Origin of the sequence: Mesorhizobium sp. WSM4887 (genome assembly GCF_029625865.1) — a bacterium.
GTDB lineage: Bacteria > Pseudomonadota > Alphaproteobacteria > Rhizobiales > Rhizobiaceae > Mesorhizobium.
The window spans coordinates 291,498-312,239 of sequence record NZ_JARTVP010000003.1; the positions used below are offsets into that span (position 1 = coordinate 291,498).

The window sequence follows — 20,742 nt, forward strand, 5'->3', positions numbered from 1 at the left end:
ATGGGACGCCATTCCGGCCAATTCAAGGACGAAGGGCTCGGGCAGAGGATTTGTCGAGGAAGCTTCTCGACGGAAGAGGGGCGATCTGGCCCGCCTGCGGCGGCCTGCTTGACGCAAACGGGCTTTTGATGTCGATACGGCGCAAAGAGGGTTCCGCATGAACGCGCTGCCAGCAAATCCGCCGGACGAAGGCCGTGTCGCGCTGCTCGAGCGGCTCGGCAGCCGCTCGATCGTCTTCGTCGGCCTGATGGGCGCCGGCAAGACCGCAATCGGCCGCAAGGTGGCGACAATGCTTTCCCTGCCCTTCATCGACAGCGACCAGGAGATCGAGAGCGTATCGCGCATGACCGTGCCGGAGCTGTTCGAGCGTTACGGCGAACCTGAGTTCCGGGCGCTGGAGCAGCGGGTCATCTTGCGTCTGCTCGAAAACGGCCCGCAGGTGCTTTCGACCGGCGGCGGCGCCTTCATGAACGCGCAGACGCGCGAGGCGATCGATGCGCATGGCGTCTCGGTCTGGCTGAAGGCCGATCTCGATCTCCTGATGGAGCGGGTTTCGAAGAAGCAGAACCGGCCGCTGTTGAAGAATCCGGATCCGCGCGGCGTGCTGGAGAAGCTGATGGGCGAGCGCTACCCGGTCTATGCCACCGCCGACCTCACGGTTTCGACCCGCGACGACCGCAAGGAAGTCATCGCCAGCGAGGTGGTATGCGCGCTTTGCGCTTACCTTGGGATCGCGCCAATCGCCACCAGTGACGACGAGGTGGAGCCTTGAGCCATAGCGAACCGGTGAAGGTCGAGGTCGGACTCGGCGACCGTGCCTATGACATACTTATCGGGCCCGGCCTGCTTTCCGGCTCAGGAACCGAAATCGCAGGCCGCCTTCCCGGCACGCGTGCGGCCATCGTCACCGACGAGAACGTCGCCGCAGCGCATCTCGAAACGCTGCAGGCCGGCCTGGAAAAAGGCGGCATCGAGGCCGCCGTCATCACCCTGCCGGCCGGTGAAAAGACCAAGAGCTTCACCCACCTCGAAGAGGTCGTCGACGGCGTGCTCGCCGCCAAGCTCGAACGGCGCGATGTCGTCGTGGCACTTGGCGGCGGCGTCATCGGCGATCTTGCCGGCTTCGCCGCCGGCATCGTGCGGCGCGGGATGAACTTCGTGCAGGTGCCGACATCGCTGCTGGCGCAGGTCGATTCTTCCGTCGGCGGCAAGACGGGCATCAACAGCGCGCGCGGCAAGAACCTGGTCGGGGTCTTCAACCAGCCAAAACTGGTGCTTGCCGACACCGGTGTGCTCGACACTTTGCCGATCCGCGAATTCCGCGCCGGCTATGCCGAACTCGCCAAATACGGGCTAATCGACCGTCCCGGCTTCTTCGCCTGGCTGGAGGAGAACTGGCAAAAGGTGTTCGCCGGCGGCCCGGAGCGGACCGAAGCCATCGCCGAGGCTTGCCGCGCCAAGGCCGATGTGGTCGCCCGCGACGAGTTCGAGACCGGCGACCGCGCGCTGCTCAATCTCGGCCACACATTCGGCCATGCGCTCGAAGCCGCCACGAATTATGACGGTGCCCGTCTCGTCCATGGGGAGGGGGTCGCCATCGGCATGGCGCTGGCGCACCGCTTCTCGGCGCGTCTCAATCTAGCGAGCCCGGACGACGCGGAGCGCGTCGAGGCGCACCTTCGCGCCGTCGGCCTGCCCTGGCGGATGGCCGACATAGCGGGCCAACTGCCGGATGCCGAGACGCTGCTTGGCTTCATCACCCAGGACAAGAAGGTGTCGCGCGGCGCGCTTACCTTCATCCTGACGCGCGGCGTCGGCCAGGCCTTTATCGCCAAGGACGTGCCGCCCTCCGAAGTGCTGTCCTTCCTCAAGGCGAGCCATCCCGGATGATCGACTTCGGCTGGATCGCCGCAGCCGTCCTTGCCGCCGTGATCGTGCTGGCGTTTCTCTTGCGCACGCGGCTCTTCGCGGCGCTCGGCTACAGTCTGCGGCCGATCGAACCGACGGAGCCCGAGCAGGATGAGCCGGACGAGAACGGCGACGAGACCCGCCGCAGCGGGCAGGCGCGCGAGGATCGCAACCGGCTGGGCGCGCTTTTCGAACTCGAGGAGCTCGAGGTTTCGGACGTGATGGTCCACCGCACCAACATGCGCTCGGTCAACGCCGACGATCCGCCGGAAATGGTGGTGCGCGAGATTCTGCAGAGCCCGCATACCCGCATGCCGCTCTGGAAAGGCTCGCTCGACAACATCGTCGGCGTGCTGCATGCCAAGGATCTGCTGCGGGCGCTCAACGAGGTCGGCAACGACTTTTCCAAGATCGACGTAACAAAGATCGCGTCGAAGCCATGGTTCGTGCCCGACACCACCACCTTGCAGGATCAGCTCAACGCCTTCCTGCGGCGCAAGGCGCATTTCGCCATCGTCGTCGACGAGTATGGCGAGATGGAAGGGCTGGTGACGCTGGAAGACATCATCGAGGAGATCGTCGGCGAGATCGCGGACGAGCACGATGTCGACATGCAAGGCGTCAAGCAGGAGGCCGACGGCTCGGTCGTCGTCGACGGCACGGTGGCGATTCGCGACCTCAATCGGGCGCTCGACTGGGATCTGCCGGACGAGGAGGCGACGACGATCGCCGGCCTAGTCATCCACGAGACGCAGACGATCCCAGATGAGAAGCAGGCCTTCACCTTCCACGGCAAGCGTTTCGTGGTGATGAAGCGCGACAAGAACCGCATAGCAAGGTTGAGGATCCGGCCCGCCGGCGAAGGTTAGGGTGTGCCGATCTTCAGGTGAGACCGGCCTGCAAAGGGCGGCTTCCTGCGTCTCCGGTGCTCAAAGTTCCTTGGTCGAGCGCTCGCTGAGCACGGCGCCGGTTTCGGCATCCATTGCCGCCAGGCTGACGTCATAACCCCAAAGGCTCCGGATGTGGCGCAAGGTCGCGTCGCGGCTTTCGTCCTCTAGCTGGATGCCGTCCTTGACCTTGTGCTGCAGTCGCAAATGCCGGTCTCCCAGAAGATCCACGTCGACCACCTGGATGTCGGGCCGGCTCGCCCCCACATCGTAGCTTCGGGCCAGCGCGGACCGTATCTTGCTGTAGCCGCGCTCATTATGGATCGAGGCGACCTCGTAATGCGGCTCGTCGGCGCCGTCGGCCAGCACGAAGAGCCGCCATTTCCGGATCAAAGCGGGGCTCAGATACTGGCGGATGAAGGATTCGTCACGGTGATTGGCCCAGGCATCGAGCAAGGTGTCGCGCCAGTCGCCACGGCCGGCGATGTCCGGAAACCAGTCGCGGTCCTCCGCGGTCGGCTCGGTCGAGATGCGCTGGATGTCCTGCATCATGCCGAGGCCCAGCGCATAGGGATTGATCCCGGAATAACGCGGATCGTCATAGGCCGGCTGGAAAACCACGTTCGAATGGTTTCGCAATATCTCGAGCATGGCGCCTTCGCTAATGCGGCCGCGATCGAAAAGCATGTTCATCAGGGTGTAGTGGACGAAGGTGGCACAGCCTTCGTTCATCACCTGGGTTTGCCGCTGCGGGTAAAAATATTGCGCAATCACCCGCACGATCCTGATGATCTCGCGCTGCCAGGGCTCAAGCACCAGGCTGTTCTTCTCGAGGAAGTAGAGCAGGTTTTCCTCGGGCAGATTGAGCGACTTCTTCCGCTCGGCCAAGCTTTCGTCCCCTACTTCCGGCTTGTTCTTGTCCTGCGCGGTCGGCAGCGTGCGCCACAGATCATTGTAGGAACGCTCCTCATATTCGAGGCGCTCGCGAAGGCCTTCGCGCTGCTGTTCCGACGACAGCTTCGGCGGCCGATGGTAGCGGAACACGCCTTGCTCCATCAGCGCGTGGGCGGCATCGAGCACCGCCTCGACGGCCTGCAGTCCGTGCCGTTCCTCGCATCGGGCGATGTAGCCCTTGGCGAAGTCCAGATAGCTCAGGATGCCTCCGGCGTCCGTCCATTGCCGGAAGAGATGATTGTTTTTGAAGAAATGGTTGTGGCCAAGCGCGGCATGGGCGGTCACCAGGGCCTGCAAGGCCATGGTGTTTTCTTCCATGAGGTAGACGATGCAAGGGTTGGAGTTGATGACCAGTTCATAGGCCAGACCGCGCGCGCCCTTGCGGTAGAGAAGCTCGTTGTAGAGGAAATGCTTGCCGAACGACCAATGCCGATACATCAGCGGCATGCCGACCGAGGAATAAGCGTCGAGCATCTGCTCGGAGGAAATGACCTCCATCTGCACCGGATAGATGTCGAGGTGAAGCTCTTCGACCCCGATCGCCTCGATCTCGTCGTAAACCCGAGAGAGTTTCGCAAAATCCCAGTCCGACCCGGAAAATAACAGTTCGGATTTGCGCGCCTGATTGACCATCGGCCTATGTCCCATCCGCCCGCGTTCTCACGCGCTCTTGCGCAGACTAGGCTGCCTTGCGAAGAGCTCGCGAAAGACCGGATAGATATCGGCGGGAGCCGCGATGCGCCTCATCTGGAAATTCGGCCACTTTCCGTCGACCGCGTTGTAGGCGCGCCAGAGCGACGTTCCGTTCTCGGTGGAGCCGAAAATGTGGCTTTCGCGTTCGTCGATGATTTCCACATAGGCGAAATACTGGCAGAGGCGCATGAGCTTGCGGTCGAGGAGTTCTATGCAGCGCTCGGAATCGGTGGCGAAGTTGTCACCGTCGGAAGCCTGAGCGGCATAGATATTCCATTCCGCGACCGGATAGCGCTGCTCTATGATGCGATGCATTTCCTCGAGCGCCGTCGAGACGACGGTACCGCCGCTCTCGGTGTGGTAGAAGAAGGTGTGCTCATCCACCTCCTTGGCCTCATGGGTGTGGCGGATGAAAACGATGTCCGTCCTTTCGTAGCGCCGCGTCAGGAACAGATGCAGCAGCACGAAAAACCGTTTGGCCAGATCCTTCTCGCGCTCTCCCATCGATCCCGACACGTCCATCAGGCAAAACATGACGGCGCTGGCATTCGGCACCGGCTGGGGGTCGAAGCGGTTGAACCGAATGTCGACCGGATCGACATAGGCGATCCGCCTGCGCCGGCGTTCAAGCCGATCAACTTCCTCGCGCAGAGCAGCGATGCGTTCGCGCGTTGCCTCGGTTGGCGGCTTCGCTTCCAACTCGGCGATCTGCGTTGAGATGGCGTCCAGCTCCGCCTGCTTGGGACGCCTGAGCGCGATGCGGCGGCCGTGGCTGTTTCGCATGGTGCGTCCGACATTGACGTTGGTCGGCGCCCCGCTTGCCGTGAAGCCCGCCCGTCTTGGCTTGAAGCTCAGTATCTGCTTGAGATTGAGCTTGACCAGATCGGGCAGTTCGAGATCTTCGAAGAAGAGGTCGAGCACTTCCTCGCGCGACAGCACGAAGCGAAAGTCGTCCTCGGATTGCTTGGTTCCCGGCGCCGAAGAGCCAGTGCCGCCGCCGCCAGGCTTGGGTATCAGATCACCGGGACTGAACGATTTGTTGCCGGGCAGTATGTGCTGGCGCTGCCCACTGTCCCTGGCGTCGCTGAAGGTCGGTTCGCTGGTGCCTTTCCGGGGCATCGGCACGGCATGCTCGCGGTCGACCTCGGCGATACGGCCTGTCCGGACATGGTCGCGGATGCTGCGCTTGAGCTCTTCCCGAGCGCGCTTGAGGAAGCGCTGGCGATTGCTCAGGCTCTTGTCCTTCGGATTCAGGCGGCGGTCGATGAAGATCGGCATGCGAACCCTTCGGGCTTTGCTCAGCCAGCCTTGTTCACGCGCATGTACCAGTCGACCAGCCGGCGCACCTGCCGCTGAGTGTAGCCGCGCTCCACCATCCGCTGCACGAATTCGTTGTGCCGCTTCTCGGTGACGCTGTCCTGCTTGGAGCCGAAGCTGATCACCGGCAGCAAATCCTCGACCTGACCGAACATGCGCTTCTCGATCACTTCGCGAAGCTTTTCATAGCTCGTCCAGGACGGATTGCGGCCATGGTTGCGCGCCCGGGCGCGCAAGGTGAACTTGACCACCTCGTTGCGGAAGTCCTTGGGATTGGCGATGCCGGCCGGCTTTTCGACCTGCGACAATTCCTTGTCCAGGACCTCGCGATTGAGGATCTGGCCGGTATCGGGATCCTTGTAGTCCTGATCCTCGATCCAGGCATCGGCATAGGCGATGTAGCGATCGAAAAGGTTCTGGCCGTACTCGCTATACGATTCCAGGTAAGCCTTCTGGATCTCGTGGCCGATGAACTCGGCGTAGCGCGCTGCAAGTTCCGATTTGATGAACTCAAGGTACGCGGCTTCGGTTTCCTTCGGGAATTGCTCGCGTTTGATCGCCTCCTCGAGGATGTACATCAAGTGCACGGGATCGGCTGCGACCTCCTTGGTGTCGTAGTTGAAAGTCTGCGACAGAATCTTGAAGGCGAAGCGCGTGCTGACCCCGGTCATGCCTTCGTCGACGCCGGCGGCATCGCGATATTCCTGGACCGACTTCGCCTTCGGGTCGATCTCCTTGAGGTTCTCGCCGTCATAGGCGCGCATCTTGGTGTAGAGCGGCGAGTTCTCGTGCTCGGCAAGCCGGGTCGAGACGGTGAAACGGCTGAGGATGTCCAGCACTTCGGGCGCGCAGGGACTGTTCGCCAGATCGCTCTCGCGCAAAAGTTTCTCGTAAATCTGTCTCTCTTCGGTGATGCGAAGGCAATACGGAACCTTGACCACAAGGATGCGGTCGAGGAAGGCCTCATTGTTCTTGTTGTTCTTGAATTGCTGCCATTCCGATTCGTTGGAATGGGCAACGACGATGCCCTGATAGGGGAAGGAGCCGAAATTCTCGGTGCCGTTGTAGCTGCCTTCCTGGGTTGCCGTCAGCAACGGGTGCAGGACCTTGATGGGCGCCTTGAACATCTCGACGAACTCGAGCAGGCCCTGCGTCGTCCGGTTCAAGCCGCCGCTGTAGGAGTAGGCATCCGGATCGGATTGGCTGAAATGTTCCAACTGCCTGATGTCGACCTTGCCGACCAGAGCCGAGACATCCTGGTTGTTCTCGTCGCCGGGCTCGGTCTTGGCGATGGCGATCTGACGCAGACGCGATGGCGACAGCTTGACCACGCTGAATTTGGAAATGTCGCCGGACAGTTCGTCGAGCCGTTTGGCAGCCCAAGGCGAGATGAGCCCATTCAGGCGGCGGCGGGCTATCCCGTATTTGTCTTCCAGCAGATCGCCCATCCGATCGGGATGGAAAAGGCCAAGCGGCGATTCGAATATAGGGCTGATCTGGTTGCCGACCTTCAGCGTGTAGATCGGGCGCTGTTCCATAAGCTTCTTCAGCCGTTCGGCAAGCGAGGACTTGCCGCCGCCGACCGGCCCGAGCAGGTAAAGGATCTGCTTGCGCTCCTCGAGACCCTGCGAGGCATAACGGAAATATCCGGCGATGCGCTCGATCGTATCCTCCATTCCGTAGAAATCGGAGAAGGAGGGGTACACCTTGATGGTCCGGTTCGAGAAGATGCGCCCGAGCCGCTCATCCTTGCTGGTGTCGACCAGATTGGGCTCGCCGATGGCCTCGACCATTCGTTCGGGCGCCGAGGCATACATGGATTTGTCTTCGCGGCAGCCAAGCAGATACTGCTGGAGGCTCATCTCTTCCTGGGCCGCGTTGGAATATATCTCCGAAAACAGATCGAAGACGTCGGATTGGTTCTCTCGCATGATATTCTGCCCTCAGAGCCGCTCTGGTTGCCAGTCGGCCAGTCGGCTCGTCTCGTATTCAACTGCCGGAAAGCATTGTGGTTCCCTCATATGAGAGAGAGCGCCTGCAATCGGGCATTGACGACTCACAGCACCCGATGCGGACGGAATGCTCACCCATGATGATTAGGTGGTGATGGCCGGGAGAGCTTCAAGGAAAATCTTAGGTTTTCCACTCACATGTCGTGGTCGGGAACGTAGAGGCAGAAGGAATGCTGAGAATTCGCGTCGCCTCCGGGCTTACACTCGTGAAAGAACTCGTCACGCGAACGCCTGATCCGACGATCGGAGTAGGGAATGAGCTCTCCGGTGGAGAGCTGGTACCCATATTTCGTTTCCTTCACGTCGGCCGCGGGTGCTTGGTAGCAGTCCATTCCCGAGCAGCATGAGCTGTCATACTGCCAGCCCGTGGGCGCCTGATGGGCAGCCGCCGGAGCCGAAAGGAGTACCGCCAGCGCAATTGCCGGAAACAGGCGCAGAGGTTCCGAACGGCTTGTGCGCCGATTGGGCGGCGCGGATGGAGGTCGATACGTCTTCCTCATTGGTGGTCACCGTTCGGAAGCGTCGGCCGAGGGCATCGGTCCTTCGGTCCGACTAGCAATCCGCCCAGCATGGACGAGGCCAGGGCCGGGCCTGCATCAAACCGCCAGATCAGGCAAATGTTCCATGGTGCTTCCCCGGGCGGCGGAGCGCGCCGGCCCATGCAACCGCGGCCCACGATCGCGCGGCCCGGCTACGGGCAGGGGAACCAAAGTCGCCCTATTCGACGGCGGCGCCTATTGGCATATGGCGATTCAACCACCGCTTCGGGGAGAACGGCGATGCGCTGACTGCCGCCGTCATGGCTTTCCTGAAGGCGAGGGTCGCCTGAACGCGCCGGCACTCCTGAAACTGGATCACTTCAAAGTCGTTGACCGGACATTGCGGCATGAACACTTGTCGGCTCAATTGTCCGGGGACAATCGGACGAGAGGGAACGCGATGAATGGCGCCGATGTGCTTTGCGATGTGCTGCTGGCGAATGGCGTGAATGTCTGCTTTGCCAATCCCGGTACCTCGGAAATGCACTTCGTCGCCGCGCTCGACCGCAAGCCGGAGATGCGCTGCGTGCTCGGTCTTGCCGAGGGTGTGGTGACGGGTGCCGCCGACGGCTACGCCAGGATGACCGACCGCCCGGCCGCGACGCTGCTCCACACCGGCCCCGGATTGGCCAATGGCCTGGCCAACATCCACAATGCCCGGCGCGCCCGCGTGCCGATGATCAACATCGTCGGCGACCATGCCTCCTATCACCTGCCGCTCGACGCGCCGCTCACCAGCGACATTGAAGGTCTCGCCGCGCCGATGTCGAACTGGGTCCGCCGCATCGCCGGTCCGGCCGACGTCGCGCCGGCCGCGCAGGCGGCTTTTCGCGCTTCGCTGACGCCTCCCGGCATCGCTACGCTGATCCTGCCGGCGGATGCGGCGTGGGGAGAGGCCAGTCCGCTCCTGTCGGCCAAGGTAGAGCTTGCGGCGCCGCCTTCGGTCGATGCAGCTATCGTGCGCAAGATTGCCGGAGCCATTCGCGTCGCGCCCGGTCGCGTCGGCATGATCCTGCGTGGGCCGGCCGCGCGTGAGGATGCCTTGGAAATCGCCGGACAGATATCGGCGGTTTCGGATGTCCGGCTGTTCAGCGACGTTCTGATCGCCCGGATGCAGCGCGGCCGGGGCCGCGTTGCGCCTACCCGCGTTCCATATCCGATCGACGCCGCGCGCACCCTCCTTGCCGACATCGATCTCCTGATCCTCGTCGGAGCCAGGGAACCGGTGGCGTTCTTTGCCTATCCCGGAAAGCCGGGCCGGCTTGTGAGCGAAGACTGTGAAGTGATGTCGTTGGCCGAGCATGGCGAGAATTTGAAGGCGGCACTCGCTGCGCTTCGCGACGAACTGGGCATCAAACCGTCGCAGCCGGTGCCCGTCGCCACGGCCTTTCCCAATGAGCCGGCCCCGCGCGGCAAGCTGACGGACGACGCGGTTGCACTTTCGGTAGCCCGGAAGCTGCCGGAGAATGCGATCGTCTGCGACGAGGCCGTCACCTCGGCGCGGCGCTATTTTGTGCTCTCGGCCTTTGCCGCCCCGCACGATTACATGATGGGCACAGGCGGATCGATCGGCGGCGGCATTCCAATGGCGACTGGCGCGGCCATCGCCTGTCCTGGCCGCAAGGTGCTGAATCTGGAGGCGGACGGCAGCGGCATGTACACGGTGCAGGGATTATGGACCCAGTCGCGGGAAAAGCTCGACGTGGTGACGATCGTCTTTTCCAACCGGACCTACGCCATCCTGCACGGCGAGATGCGCAATGTCGGGGTGAACGCGATCGGCGAGAATGCCAGGCGAATGCTCGACCTTGATCAGCCGGCTCTGGACTGGGTTTCGCTGGCAGCCGGCATGGGGGTGGAAGCAGCCCGCGCTGACACATGCGAGCGCTTCGACGCGCTGCTCGACAGCGCGCTGTCGCGTCCGGGGCCGTTCCTCATCGAAGCGGTGATCTGAGCGGCCCCCCGGCCCGCCGAGCTTACCAGCGTGTCTTCTCACCAGGTGCTGCAGGCTCAATCGCCAGCGCGTGCACGCCGGCCTTCAATTCGTCGGCAAGGAGGCGATTGACGGCGCGGTGGCGCTCGATGCGGTTCATGCCGGCAAAATCCTGCGAGACGATACGGACGCGGAAATGGGTCTCGCCGGTGCCGTCGAAGACGGCCTCGTGGCCGTGCTTGACGTGGTGATGGCCGGCGTGAAGATGGCTTTCGTTGATGACGGTGAGCCTTTCCGGCGAAAATGCCGCCTTCAGCTTGTTTTCCATCGTCGACTGTATGGACATCGGGGCTTCCCTTCACCACATCTGCGGTACCGCCGCAAAATCTGTGCTTTCGACCGCTTTAGGCCGCGATTCAGCGGTTAGGGCGATCATCGGCGAAATGTCAATTCTTGTTTCGCGGTAGCGAACAGCCCATAAATGGGTGAGGATGAAACCGTATCCCAAATATTTCGAGAAAATTCGCATCCGGCCGGAAAAGGACGCGGAGCTGAAGTCGCGCGCGCCGATCTGCCAGTGGGACGGTTGCAGCGAGGCCGGTACGCATCGCGCGCCGGTCGGGCGCCTGAAGGAGGGCGAGTATTTCCGCTTCTGCTTTGAGCATGTGCGCGAATACAACAAGAGCTTCAACTACTTCTCGGGCGTGTCGGACAGCGAGATCGCCCGCTTCCAGAAAGAGGCGCTGACCGGACACCGGCCGACCTGGCGCATGGGCGCCAATGGCGGCGGCATGCGTTCGGCACCCGACTTCGCGCAGCAGCGCTCCGGGCGTGCAGGCTACTACAACCGCATGCGCGATCCCTTCAATCTGTTCGGCGGCGGAACGCGCGAAGTGCGCGAGCGCAAGGCAAAGCCGCTTGAGGCCAAGGCGCTGGAAACGCTTGGCCTTGATACAAAGGCGACTGGCAAGGATATCAAGGCGCGCTATAAGGAACTCGTGAAGCGCCACCATCCGGATGCGAATGGCGGCGACAGAGGTTCGGAAGACCGGTTCCGCGATGTGCTGCAGGCCTATCGCGTGCTCAAGCAAGCAGGATTGTGCTGAGCGACCCTACGGTCCATGTCGTTTTCCAACTTTCATAAGGTTGGAAAAGGCTCTAAGACCGCCCCCGAACAAAATCGATTGCCGGCGAAACGCGGCGTTTCGCCCGTGGAGACGTTGATAGAGATGAACAAGGTCGATCGCGACATCGCCAACCTGCCCGATACGACGGTGCCGGTGAAGGAGAAATTCGGCTTCGACTCCAAGATGGTGGTTCCGGCCTATTCGGCGGCGACCGAGCACGTGCCCGACATCGACCCGGACTATCTGTTCGACAAGGCAACGACCTTGGCGATCCTCGCCGGCTTCGCCTACAACCGCCGCGTCATGGTGTCGGGCTATCACGGCACCGGCAAGTCCACCCATGTCGAGCAGGTCGCCGCGCGCCTGAACTGGCCCTGCGTGCGCGTCAATCTCGACAGCCATGTCAGCCGCATCGATCTCGTCGGCAAGGACGCCATCGTCGTCAAGGAAGGCCTGCAGGTCACGGAATTTCGCGACGGCATCCTGCCCTGGGCCTATCAGCACAACGTCGCGCTCTGCTTCGACGAGTACGATGCCGGACGCCCGGACGTGATGTTCGTCATCCAGCGCGTGCTGGAATCGTCGGGCCGGCTGACGCTGCTCGACCAGAGCCGCGTCATACGCCCGCATCCGGCCTTCCGGCTGTTCGCCACCGCCAACACGGTGGGTCTCGGCGACACCACCGGCCTCTATCACGGCACGCAGCAGATCAACCAGGCGCAGATGGACCGCTGGTCGATCGTCACCACGCTCAACTACCTGCCGCACGACAACGAGGTGTCGATCGTGCTGGCCAAGGCCAAGCACTATCGCGACAGCAAGGGCAAAGAGATCGTCAACAAGATGGTGCGCGTCGCCGACATGACGCGCTCGGCCTTCATCAATGGCGACCTGTCGACGGTGATGAGCCCGCGCACGGTCATCACCTGGGCCGAGAACGCCGAGATCTTCGGCGATATCGGCATGGCGTTTCGGCTCACCTTCCTGAACAAATGCGACGAGCTGGAGCGTTCGGTGGTCGCCGAATTCTACCAGCGCGCCTTCGGCGAGGATCTGCCGGAGAGCGCCGCCAACGTGGTGCTGGGGTAAGGCGCGTGCCGGAAGGCTTGGCCTTTCGGACCACAACGCGCAGGGAATGATCGATGGCGGGTCCGGGCGACAACACGCGCAACAAGGCGAAGAACGGGTCTGAAGCGGACAGCTTCAAGCGCGCCGTCACCGTCTGCATGCGCGCCGTCGCCGGCGACAAGGATCTCGAGGTCGGCTTCGCCAAGGACCGGCCGGCGCTGGCCGGCAACCGCGCCAGGCTGCCCGAGCTGCCGAAGAAGGCCTCCCGCACCGACATCGCGATCACCCGCGGCATCGGCGATTCCATGGCGCTGAAGCGCGCCTGCCACGATCAGCGTATCCACAGCAAGCTGGCGCCGGAAGGCAAGCTCGCGCGGGCTATTTTCGATGCCGTCGAGCAGGCCCGCGTCGAGGCGATCGGCAGCCGCGCCATGCAGGGCGTGGCCGACAATATCGGCTCGATGCTCGAGGACAAATACGCCAGGGCAAACCTCGTCGACGTCAAGGACAAGGCCGACGCCCCGCTCGAGGAGGCGGTGGCGCTGATGGTGCGCGAAAAGCTTACCGGCCGCACCGTGCCGAAGAGCGGCGAGCGACTGGTCGATCTCTGGCGGCCCTGGGTCGAGGAAAAGGCCAGCAGCGACCTCGACGGCCTGTCGTCCAGGCTCGATGACCAGCAAGCCTTCGCCCGCATCGTGCGCGACATGCTCGTCTCCATGGAGATGGCCGAGGAACTCGGCGACGACCAGGAGACGGAAGACTCGGAGGACAACGAGGAAAACGAGCAGCAGGGCGAGGAGCAGAGCGAGGAAGGCGGCGAGGACGATTCCGGCTCCGAACAGTCGCAGTCCGAGGACGCGGAGGCTTCGGCCGACGAGGAAGAGTCGGCCGAAACGGAGGCGACCGACGCCACATCGGACGATCTTTCCGACGAGGATGATTCCGACGCCGAGACGCCAGGCGAGGCGCGCCGCAACGACAATCCCTTCCTCAACCTGCCTAAGGAAATCGACTACAAGGTCTTCACCACCGCCTTCGACGAGACGGTCGGGGCCGAGGACCTTTGCGAGGAAGAGGAGCTCGACCGGCTGCGCGCCTTCCTCGACAAGCAGCTCGCCAATCTCTCCGGCGTCGTCGGCCGCCTGGCAAACCGGCTGCAGCGGCGGCTGATGGCGCAGCAGAACCGCTCCTGGGATTTCGATCTGGAGGAGGGTTATCTCGATCCATCCAGGCTGGTGCGCGTCGTTATCGATCCGATGCAGCCGCTGTCCTTCAAGCAGGAGCGCGACACCAAGTTCCGCGACACGGTGGTGTCGCTGGTGCTCGACAATTCGGGCTCGATGCGCGGGCGGCCGATCACGGTTGCCGCGACTTGCGCCGACATCCTGGCGCGCACCCTGGAGCGCTGCGGGGTTTCGGTGGAAATCCTCGGCTTCACCACACGCGCGTGGAAAGGCGGGCAGGCACGCGAGAAGTGGCTGAAGGACGGCAAGCCGTCGAATCCGGGCCGGCTCAACGATCTGCGCCACATCATCTACAAGTCCGCCGACCATCCGTGGCGGCGCGCGCGCCGCAATCTCGGCCTGATGATGCGCGAGGGCCTGCTCAAGGAAAACATCGACGGCGAGGCGCTGCTTTGGGCGCACAACCGGCTGATCGGCCGGCCGGAACAGCGCAAGATCCTGATGATGATCTCGGACGGCGCGCCGGTCGACGATTCCACGCTCTCGGTCAACCCCGGCAACTATCTGGAGCGCCATTTGCGCGCGGTGATCGATCTCATCGAGACGCGCTCGCCGGTGGAGCTTCTAGCCATCGGCATCGGCCACGACGTCACGCGCTACTATCGCCGCGCCGTCACCATCGTCGATGCCGAAGAGCTGGCCGGCGCCATGACGGAGCAATTGGCATCGCTGTTCGGCGAGGAGAGCGCGCGCGACACGCGGCGCGGTGGTTTGAGGCGCGCCGGATGATCCTTTCGCGGGGCGGATTCCGGCGGACGGCTTTTGTTTGCGCGCTGGTCTGTTCGGCCGCCTCTCCGGTCTTCGCCGAGGGAGGCGCTGCGGTCGAGACGATCGAAGTTTCAGCGCGGCCGATCACCGAGTTCCATATCGGCCGCGACCGGAAACAGTTCGGGTCGCTCGAGTTCGTCGGCGGGCTGGAGATGACCTCGCCGTCGCGCGATTTCGGCGCACTTTCGGCTTTCCGCTTCCTCAAATCAGGCAGCGATTTCATTGGCGTCACCGATACCGGCTTGTGGTTCTTCGGCACCATCACCCACGATGCCGACAAGCGCCCCTCGGGCGTGTCGAATTTCCGCATGCAGCAGATGGTCGACGCCTCGGGCCAGCCGATCGAGAAGAAGTGGGAGGTCGACGCCGAAGGCCTCGCGGTCAAGGACGGTATCGCCACCGTCGGTTTCGAGCGCGACCAGCGCGTCGTCCAGTTCAAGGTCGAGCCGGACAATATGAAGGCGCCGTTCAAGACGCTCGACTATCTGGTCCCGGCGCGGGAGCTGCGCCAGAACCGCGGCTTCGAGACGGTCACACACGCCAACCCTTACGGCCAGCACGAGGGCGGCCTGGTCGTGGTGTCGGAAAAGAGCCTCGACAAGGCCGGCAACATCTATGCCGCCATCATAGAGGGACCGAGGAAGGGCGTCTTCACCGTCAAGCGCAACGGCAATTTCGACATCACCGACGGCGCCTTCCTGCCCGATGGCGACCTGCTGCTACTCGAACGCAGCTTCTCGATGACGCGCGGGGTGAAGATGCGGCTGAGGCGTATCTATGGCGAGAGCATCGAGAAGGGCGCGGTCGCCGACGGCCCGGTGCTGATCGACGCCGATATGGGTTACCAGATCGACAATATGGAAGGGCTCGACGTCTGGACCCGCGACGACGGCGCGCTGATGGTGTCGCTGGTGTCGGACGACAATCAATCGATCCTGCAGCGGAACCTCTACCTGGAATTCATCCTGCACCAGGACTGAGCGGCGCTTGGTTTCGTTCAATTCGCAACGGAAATCCGCTGCGCATTTGTCCCGAAGTTGCCCACCCTCAGCGGACTCTGTAGATCTCGACCGGCTTGCTCGCCGTCGCGTCGTCCAGTTCCAGCCAATCGGGAACGTCCCGCTTCAGCAGCCGCGCGGCCAGGCCCGTGGGAGCTTGGGCGGCGAGCGAAAGCTCTTCCGAATTGCCGCGGCATATGGCGACCAGCCCGACATGCTCGCGCTCAACGATGGCGCGGGCGGCATCCGGCGCTCCCATGAAGGCGTCGAGCATGGCGAGATTGCCGCCGACATTGCGATGATAGGGGCCGGCCAACGCCCTATGGCCGGTAAACATCAAGATGGGGGAGCCGAGATTGGAGGACGCAAGCACCGTCGTTGCCGGCATGCCGGCCAGGTCGCCGAAGTCCGAGGCCTTGCCGCAGGTCAGCGCATGATCGGCATCGGAATTGATCTTTGCGGGTGCCTTTTGGACCACGGACTGCGCGGCGACGGCGACGCCGGCCCAGGTCGCATTGAGCGACACCAGCCATGCCGCCGCGATGCGGATGGAGACGCGCCACGAGTGCGCGGCGCTTGCCTGCAGGCGAACCCCGGCGATCCAGGTCGAGAGCGGCAGCACCGCGAAGGCAACCGAGAAGGTCGAGCCGCGCACCTGCCATAGGCTGACGGCGAAAGCGACGATCAGCAGCACGGCGGTAAGGGCTTCCTCGCGGCGCAGGCGGCGGCTGCGCAGCTGAAGGCCAATCAACAGGATTGCGATGAAGGGCGTCACATAACGCGCCGCCATCAGCTTCGGCTCGTTGACGGCTACGCTGAGGAAGGGCTGCGCCTCAACGACGTCGTTCAGCCAATAGGTGCGAATGCGCTCATCCATGCCGGCATAGGGCGATGCCAGGCATTGCGGGAAGAACAGGAGCGCAACGGCCGCAATTGCAACGGCCAACGCGGACATTGAGAGGAACCGCCTCTTAGCCGTCGACTGTCCGGGTAGACCCGCAATCGCCGCGAGTCCAAAGCCCGACAGCGCCGCGATGACGAATTGGAAAGCCGAGAAGGCGTCGCACTCGGCCACGCCCCAGGCCGACGGCGGTATGGTGGCAACGAGAACCACCAAAGCTATCGCGGCAAATCCGATGCCGAAGCCGCGCGCGGTCTGGCGCTCCCTTTCATCAACGATGAAGAGCACGGCGGCGCAGGCGCCAAGTGTGGCCACATAAGGCGCCGTCTCCATGCCGACGGCAAGGGTGAGGCCTGCGCACAGGCCGGACAGAAGGGCGGCTGACCGCCGGAAGGGAGCCTCCGTCAGAAGCCAGAGACTGGCTGCCGTCAGCAGGAGCTGGACGTTGTGGTGGTCAAGCGTGCCAGGGTGGAAAATGCCGATAAAGAACAGCGCCGCAGTGGACAGCACCAGCGCAGGCATCGCCACGTCCGTACCGGCGAAACGCCGGGAAGCGCGCAGGATGACGAATATGGTGAGCCCATATAGGGAAAGCGGCCAGATTATCTGCGCTGCCTTTTCAGCGGCAGCCGTGCTGGCGCCCAGGGCCTGGAAGGTGAAGATGATCAGCGCGATCGGGGTGTCGACCAGCCGCGACCAGTGCATGACGAAGCCGCCGGTCAGGCCCATCCTGTATTGATGAAGATCGAACCAGCCCTGTCCAGCCAAGAGGTCGCGAACTTCGACCAGCCTCAGCATGCTGTCATTGTCGGCGCCAAGGTCCGCGATCGTTGGGAAGCCGGAGATCGCATTGATCCCCAGCACGAGCAGCGTCGCGCAGAGCGCAAGCAGAAGGTCATGTTTCCAACCGGTGCCCTGGATGGTCATGTTGATGGCAATGTCCTGGATCGTTTTGGCGATCCTGCACCAATGGCCGTAACAAAGCGTAAAGCCGCGAAGGGCCGCTTCAAGGGTCAGGCGATGGCCGGCTGGCTCCAGCGGGCGGCAAGCAGCCGGTAGGGGATCAGCGCCACCACCGCGATGATCAGTTTGACCGAGAGATCGCCCAGCGCCCAGGACACCCAGCGCATGGTTTCGACAGGCATCACGCCCATCAGCGGTGCCGTCTCCAGCGCGAAGCCGTCGTTCGGCCCGACAAAGGCGAAGGCGGCGGAGAAGCCGACGCCGAAGAACACCACCGTGTCGAAGACAGAGCCGACCAGCGTGCCGACGATCGGCGCGCGCCACCAGCTTTGCCGGCGCAGACGATTGAACACCGTTACGTCGAGCAGTTGTGCGGCGAGGAAGGCGGCGCCGGACGCGGCCGCGATTCGCACCAGCCGGTCAGCGGCGGTCTCGAACGCGATCAGACCGTGGCGGAACAGGAAGGGCGGAACAAGGATCGAGCAGACGACCGCCGTCATGAAGCCGACGAAGACCACTTTGCGCGCCACCGCGGGGCCGTAGCGACGATTGGCAAGATCGGTGACCAGGAAGGAGAAAGGATAGGTGAAGGCGCCCCAGGTGAGCAGGTCGGCCAGCGACAGGCCGCCGATCTGGCCCTGCATCGGGAACTGGACAAGGATGTTGGACGCCACGACGACAAGCGCCATGGCGGCCACGAAAGGCAGGTATCGTGAAAGGAAGTTCATTTTTTTATCCTGGGTAATGGAACCAGCCGAGCGTCATGACGGCGCTCAGGTCCGAGCACCAGTTTGGAGCCGGTGCTCGAGGCGGTCGTCCCCCGCCTGAAAAGAGCTTTAGGCGGCCGACTGCTCGGCGAGCTTTTTCGCGATCTGCTTCTTCAGCAGGCGAGCGCGCTGCGACAGCTCCTTGGCGTCGGCCTTGGCCAGGAACGCGTCGAGGCCGCCGCGATGCTCGACCGAACGCAGCGCGTTGGCCGAAATGCGCAGGCGAACGTTTTGGTTCAGCACTTCGGAAATCAGCGTCACATTGACCAAGTTGGGCAGGAAGCGACGCTTGGTCTTGTTGTTGGCATGGCTCACATTGTGGCCGGTCTGGACTGCCTTGGCAGTGAGCTCGCAGGTGCGGGACATCTTGTCTAACCTTCAGTTCTAAACCTGCCAAACCATTCTGCCCGCGCCAGGCGGCGCGCGGTCTCGGTCAGGCGGCCTTTGGAAAAGTTGGCGTTCCATAGTTGCATTTCGCCACTACGTCAAGCTCCGGCACCTACGCGGCGGCCAAGCTCGCTCCATATAAAGGCCGGAATTCGTCGTATAAGCCCTGCGCGAAGGGATTGCCAGGTTGGAACCGTTGCGTTTCCGCCAGTATCAAGGACCTGCCGCCGCCATGCTTCGCCCATCCCACGCCCTTGCCGCGCTGCTCGCCGTCGCTGTGCCTTCAACCGCCTTCGCTGCTGCCTCGCCGCAGTCCTTCAAGGGCGAATACACCGTGTCGTTCCTGGGCCTTTCGGTCGCCAGGGCGACATTTTCCAGCCGTTACGACGGCGACACCTATGCCATCAACGGCACCGTCTCGGCCGCCGGCATCGCCAAGCTGTTCGACGATACGAAAGGCACGATCTCGTCGAAGGGTACGATTTCGGGCCAGCAGATGCGGCCGCGGGCCTTCCGGGCCGACTATACTTCCGGCAAGAAGGCATCGGTGGTCGACATACGCTTCGCCGATGGCGACGTCTCCTCGACGAAGGTCGTTCCGGAGCCCGGCAAGCGCGATCCCAAGAATTGGGTGCCGGTCGGCTCCGGCGACCTGAAATCGGTGGTCGATCCGATGGCCGCGACCGTCGTCCATGCCGACAGCCTGGACAAGGTCTGCGGGCGGACCGTCAAATTCTACGATGGCGAGATGCGCGCCAACCTGTCGCTGACCTATGCCTCGAAAGGCTCGATCTCGGTGCCGGGCTACAAGGGCGACACCGTGACCTGCAAGATGGGCTTCGAGCCGGTGGCGGGCTATCGCAAGGGCCGCAAGGCGCTGGACTTCCTGAAGAACAAAAGCCGCATGATGGTGACATTTGCACCCGTCGGCCAATCCGGCGTATATGCGCCGATCCGCGCCACGGTCGGGACCCAGATCGGCCCGCTGACCATCAGCGCAAGACGGTTCGAAGCAGCCGAATAGTTAGGCGCCACGGCGCGCCGCCGGGGATGGGGCATGGGGCGCGCAACACTGATCGGTTTCTCGGCGGACGCCCTGTGGGCGCTGTTTGCACTGCTCACCAAAGCCTCGGGGCTGCGCAAGCCGGCGACCGGCGGAGCGCGCGCATGATGCCGTTTCCGGGCGGCATCGACGCCAATCCCAATGCGACGCTTTTGTTCTCGATCGCCGCCGCCGCGATTTACGTCCTTGCGCTCGAGCTGCCGCCACGCCTCGCCCGTTCCGCCGCCAAGACGCTGGCCGTGGCCTTGTTGGCGGCGCTCGCCGTCATGCAGGGCAGTCCGCCGCTGCTCGTCGCAGCGCTGGCGCTCAGCGCCGCCGGCGACGCGTTCCTCTCCCAAGACGGTGAAAAAGCCTTTCTTGCAGGGCTGGCGAGCTTTCTTGCCGCACATGTCGCCTATGTCGCCTTGTTCCTGAACGCCGGTGGCGGAATCGGCCTGCTCACCGCCGAGTCCTGGCGCGGCGCCATTGCGCTGGCGCTGGCGGTTTTCGTTATCACGATGCTCGCCGCGCTTTGGCGGCGCGTCGGAGCTGCCCTGCGCGTTCCGGTCGCCGTCTATGCCGGGGCGATCCTCGCCATGGGTGTTTCGGCGCTCACGACCTTTCATCCCTGGGTCATCGCCGGAGCCGTGCTGTTCATCATATCGGACGGGCTGCTGGCGGCAGAGCGCTTCCTGCTGGCCGCGAGCTCGCCGCATCGCGTCTGGATGCGCTACGCGGTCTGGGTGCTCTATTATGCGGCCCAGTTGGCGATCACGCTTGGTTTCCTGCTGGCCTAGGCTGTTTTCGGCTGCCAGTCCGGCTCGGCCAGCTCGAAGGCGGCGAAATCGAAGCCCGGTGCCACCGTGCAGCCGACCAGCGTCCATCCGCCGAGGCTGCGCGCCGACTGCCAACAGCCGGCCGGGACCACGATCTGCGGCCGCTCGCCGGCGGAAAGTGCCGCGCCCAATAGATGTTCGACGACGGTGCCGGAGCCTTCTTCGTGCGTGGCGAGAGCCAGCGGCGCGCCGGCATAGAAATGCCAGACCTCGGCCGCGTCCTTGACCCGGTGCCAGGCCGAACGCTGGCCTTGCTCCAAAAGGAAATAGATCGCGGTCGAATGGCCGCGCGTGCCACCCTCCGCGTCGCGAAACGTCTCGGCATACCAGCCGCCCTCGGGGTGCGGCTCGAGGCCGAGCGCGGCGATGATTTCGGCGGCGCTGGTCATGCAGGAGCG

At 63.5% G+C, this 20,742-nt stretch carries 18 protein-coding genes; 10 read left to right on the forward strand and 8 right to left on the reverse strand.

The window, feature by feature from the left end; genetic code table 11:
* Positions 1-157: 157 nt before the first annotated feature.
* Genes P9230_RS15030 through P9230_RS15040 form a run of 3 tightly spaced genes read left to right on the forward strand, consistent with a single transcriptional unit; the run spans position 158 to position 2,777 of the window.
* Positions 158-772: a shikimate kinase gene (locus tag P9230_RS15030; RefSeq protein ID WP_127217381.1), complete on the forward strand. Its 615-nt coding sequence runs from the start codon at positions 158-160 to the stop codon at positions 770-772.
* Positions 769-1,890, forward strand: coding sequence for a 3-dehydroquinate synthase (aroB, locus tag P9230_RS15035; protein ID WP_067319186.1), 1,122 nt, complete (start codon positions 769-771; stop codon positions 1,888-1,890). The genes P9230_RS15030 and aroB overlap by 4 nt, the downstream gene beginning before the upstream one ends.
* Entirely contained in the window at positions 1,887-2,777 is an 891-nt protein-coding gene (locus P9230_RS15040) for a transporter associated domain-containing protein (protein ID WP_067319184.1), read from the forward strand. The genes aroB and P9230_RS15040 overlap by 4 nt, the downstream gene beginning before the upstream one ends.
* A gap of 60 nt (positions 2,778-2,837) precedes the next feature.
* Here the strand turns inward: P9230_RS15040 and P9230_RS15045 are convergent, their stop codons facing one another.
* From P9230_RS15045 to P9230_RS15055, 3 genes are read right to left on the reverse strand one after another with little or no spacing between them, the layout of a single operon-like run.
* Positions 2,838-4,382 carry a SpoVR family protein gene (locus P9230_RS15045; protein ID WP_278087984.1) on the reverse strand — a complete coding sequence of 515 codons (1,545 nt, stop codon included), beginning with the start codon at positions 4,380-4,382 and terminating at the stop codon, positions 2,838-2,840.
* A gap of 27 nt (positions 4,383-4,409) precedes the next feature.
* Complete coding sequence (locus tag P9230_RS15050) at positions 4,410-5,720, reverse strand: YeaH/YhbH family protein (RefSeq protein ID WP_066990345.1); 1,311 nt, start codon at positions 5,718-5,720, stop codon at positions 4,410-4,412.
* Between the two features lie 20 nt (positions 5,721-5,740).
* The gene (locus P9230_RS15055) at positions 5,741-7,690 is read right to left on the reverse strand and encodes a PrkA family serine protein kinase (RefSeq protein ID WP_066990342.1); all 1,950 of its coding nucleotides are present in this window, start codon (positions 7,688-7,690) and stop codon (positions 5,741-5,743) included.
* A 1,020-nt stretch (positions 7,691-8,710) separates the two neighbouring features.
* Here P9230_RS15055 and P9230_RS15060 point away from each other — a divergent pair.
* Positions 8,711-10,264, forward strand: a complete 1,554-nt coding sequence (locus P9230_RS15060) for an acetolactate synthase large subunit (RefSeq protein ID WP_278119714.1) — start codon at positions 8,711-8,713, stop codon at positions 10,262-10,264.
* 22 nt (positions 10,265-10,286) lie between these two features.
* Here the strand turns inward: P9230_RS15060 and P9230_RS15065 are convergent, their stop codons facing one another.
* Positions 10,287-10,589, reverse strand: a complete 303-nt coding sequence (locus P9230_RS15065; protein ID WP_278119716.1) for a BolA family protein — start codon at positions 10,587-10,589, stop codon at positions 10,287-10,289.
* A gap of 145 nt (positions 10,590-10,734) precedes the next feature.
* Here P9230_RS15065 and P9230_RS15070 point away from each other — a divergent pair, with 145 nt between their 5' ends.
* The 4 genes from P9230_RS15070 (at position 10,735) to P9230_RS15085 (ending at position 15,430) form a co-directional block, all read left to right on the forward strand.
* Positions 10,735-11,349, forward strand: a complete 615-nt coding sequence (locus P9230_RS15070) for a J domain-containing protein (protein WP_066990335.1) — start codon at positions 10,735-10,737, stop codon at positions 11,347-11,349.
* Positions 11,350-11,472: 123 nt separating this feature from the next.
* Complete coding sequence (gene cobS, locus P9230_RS15075; RefSeq protein WP_278119718.1) at positions 11,473-12,459, forward strand: cobaltochelatase subunit CobS; 987 nt, start codon at positions 11,473-11,475, stop codon at positions 12,457-12,459.
* Between the two features lie 53 nt (positions 12,460-12,512).
* Complete coding sequence (gene cobT / locus P9230_RS15080; protein ID WP_067319178.1) at positions 12,513-14,411, forward strand: cobaltochelatase subunit CobT; 1,899 nt, start codon at positions 12,513-12,515, stop codon at positions 14,409-14,411.
* Positions 14,408-15,430, forward strand: a complete 1,023-nt coding sequence (locus tag P9230_RS15085; RefSeq protein WP_278119721.1) for an esterase-like activity of phytase family protein — start codon at positions 14,408-14,410, stop codon at positions 15,428-15,430. Before cobT ends, P9230_RS15085 begins: the two co-directional genes overlap by 4 nt.
* A gap of 67 nt (positions 15,431-15,497) precedes the next feature.
* On the opposite strand, the gene P9230_RS15090 is transcribed toward P9230_RS15085, so the two are convergent.
* From P9230_RS15090 to rpmB, 3 genes are all read right to left on the reverse strand, one after another.
* Positions 15,498-17,276: a GtrA family protein gene (locus tag P9230_RS15090; RefSeq protein ID WP_278119724.1), complete on the reverse strand. Its 1,779-nt coding sequence runs from the start codon at positions 17,274-17,276 to the stop codon at positions 15,498-15,500.
* Between the two features lie 86 nt (positions 17,277-17,362).
* Positions 17,363-18,040, reverse strand: coding sequence for a queuosine precursor transporter (locus P9230_RS15095; RefSeq protein ID WP_095782450.1), 678 nt, complete (start codon positions 18,038-18,040; stop codon positions 17,363-17,365).
* A gap of 108 nt (positions 18,041-18,148) precedes the next feature.
* Positions 18,149-18,445, reverse strand: coding sequence for a 50S ribosomal protein L28 (gene rpmB, locus P9230_RS15100; protein ID WP_066990317.1), 297 nt, complete (start codon positions 18,443-18,445; stop codon positions 18,149-18,151).
* A 253-nt stretch (positions 18,446-18,698) separates the two neighbouring features.
* Between rpmB and P9230_RS15105 the strand changes: the two genes are divergently transcribed.
* Together P9230_RS15105 and P9230_RS15110 are read left to right on the forward strand one after the other, a co-directional pair.
* A complete protein-coding gene (locus tag P9230_RS15105; protein ID WP_066990314.1) occupies positions 18,699-19,490 on the forward strand; it encodes a DUF3108 domain-containing protein in 792 nt (263 codons plus the stop codon).
* Positions 19,491-19,633: 143 nt separating this feature from the next.
* Positions 19,634-20,305: a lysoplasmalogenase gene (locus P9230_RS15110; protein ID WP_095799884.1), complete on the forward strand. Its 672-nt coding sequence runs from the start codon at positions 19,634-19,636 to the stop codon at positions 20,303-20,305.
* Here the strand turns inward: P9230_RS15110 and P9230_RS15115 are convergent.
* A complete protein-coding gene (locus P9230_RS15115) occupies positions 20,302-20,733 on the reverse strand; it encodes a cupin domain-containing protein (RefSeq protein ID WP_067319166.1) in 432 nt (143 codons plus the stop codon). The two genes, P9230_RS15110 and P9230_RS15115, sit on opposite strands and share 4 nt — an antisense overlap.
* Between the last annotated feature and the right edge of the window lie 9 nt (positions 20,734-20,742).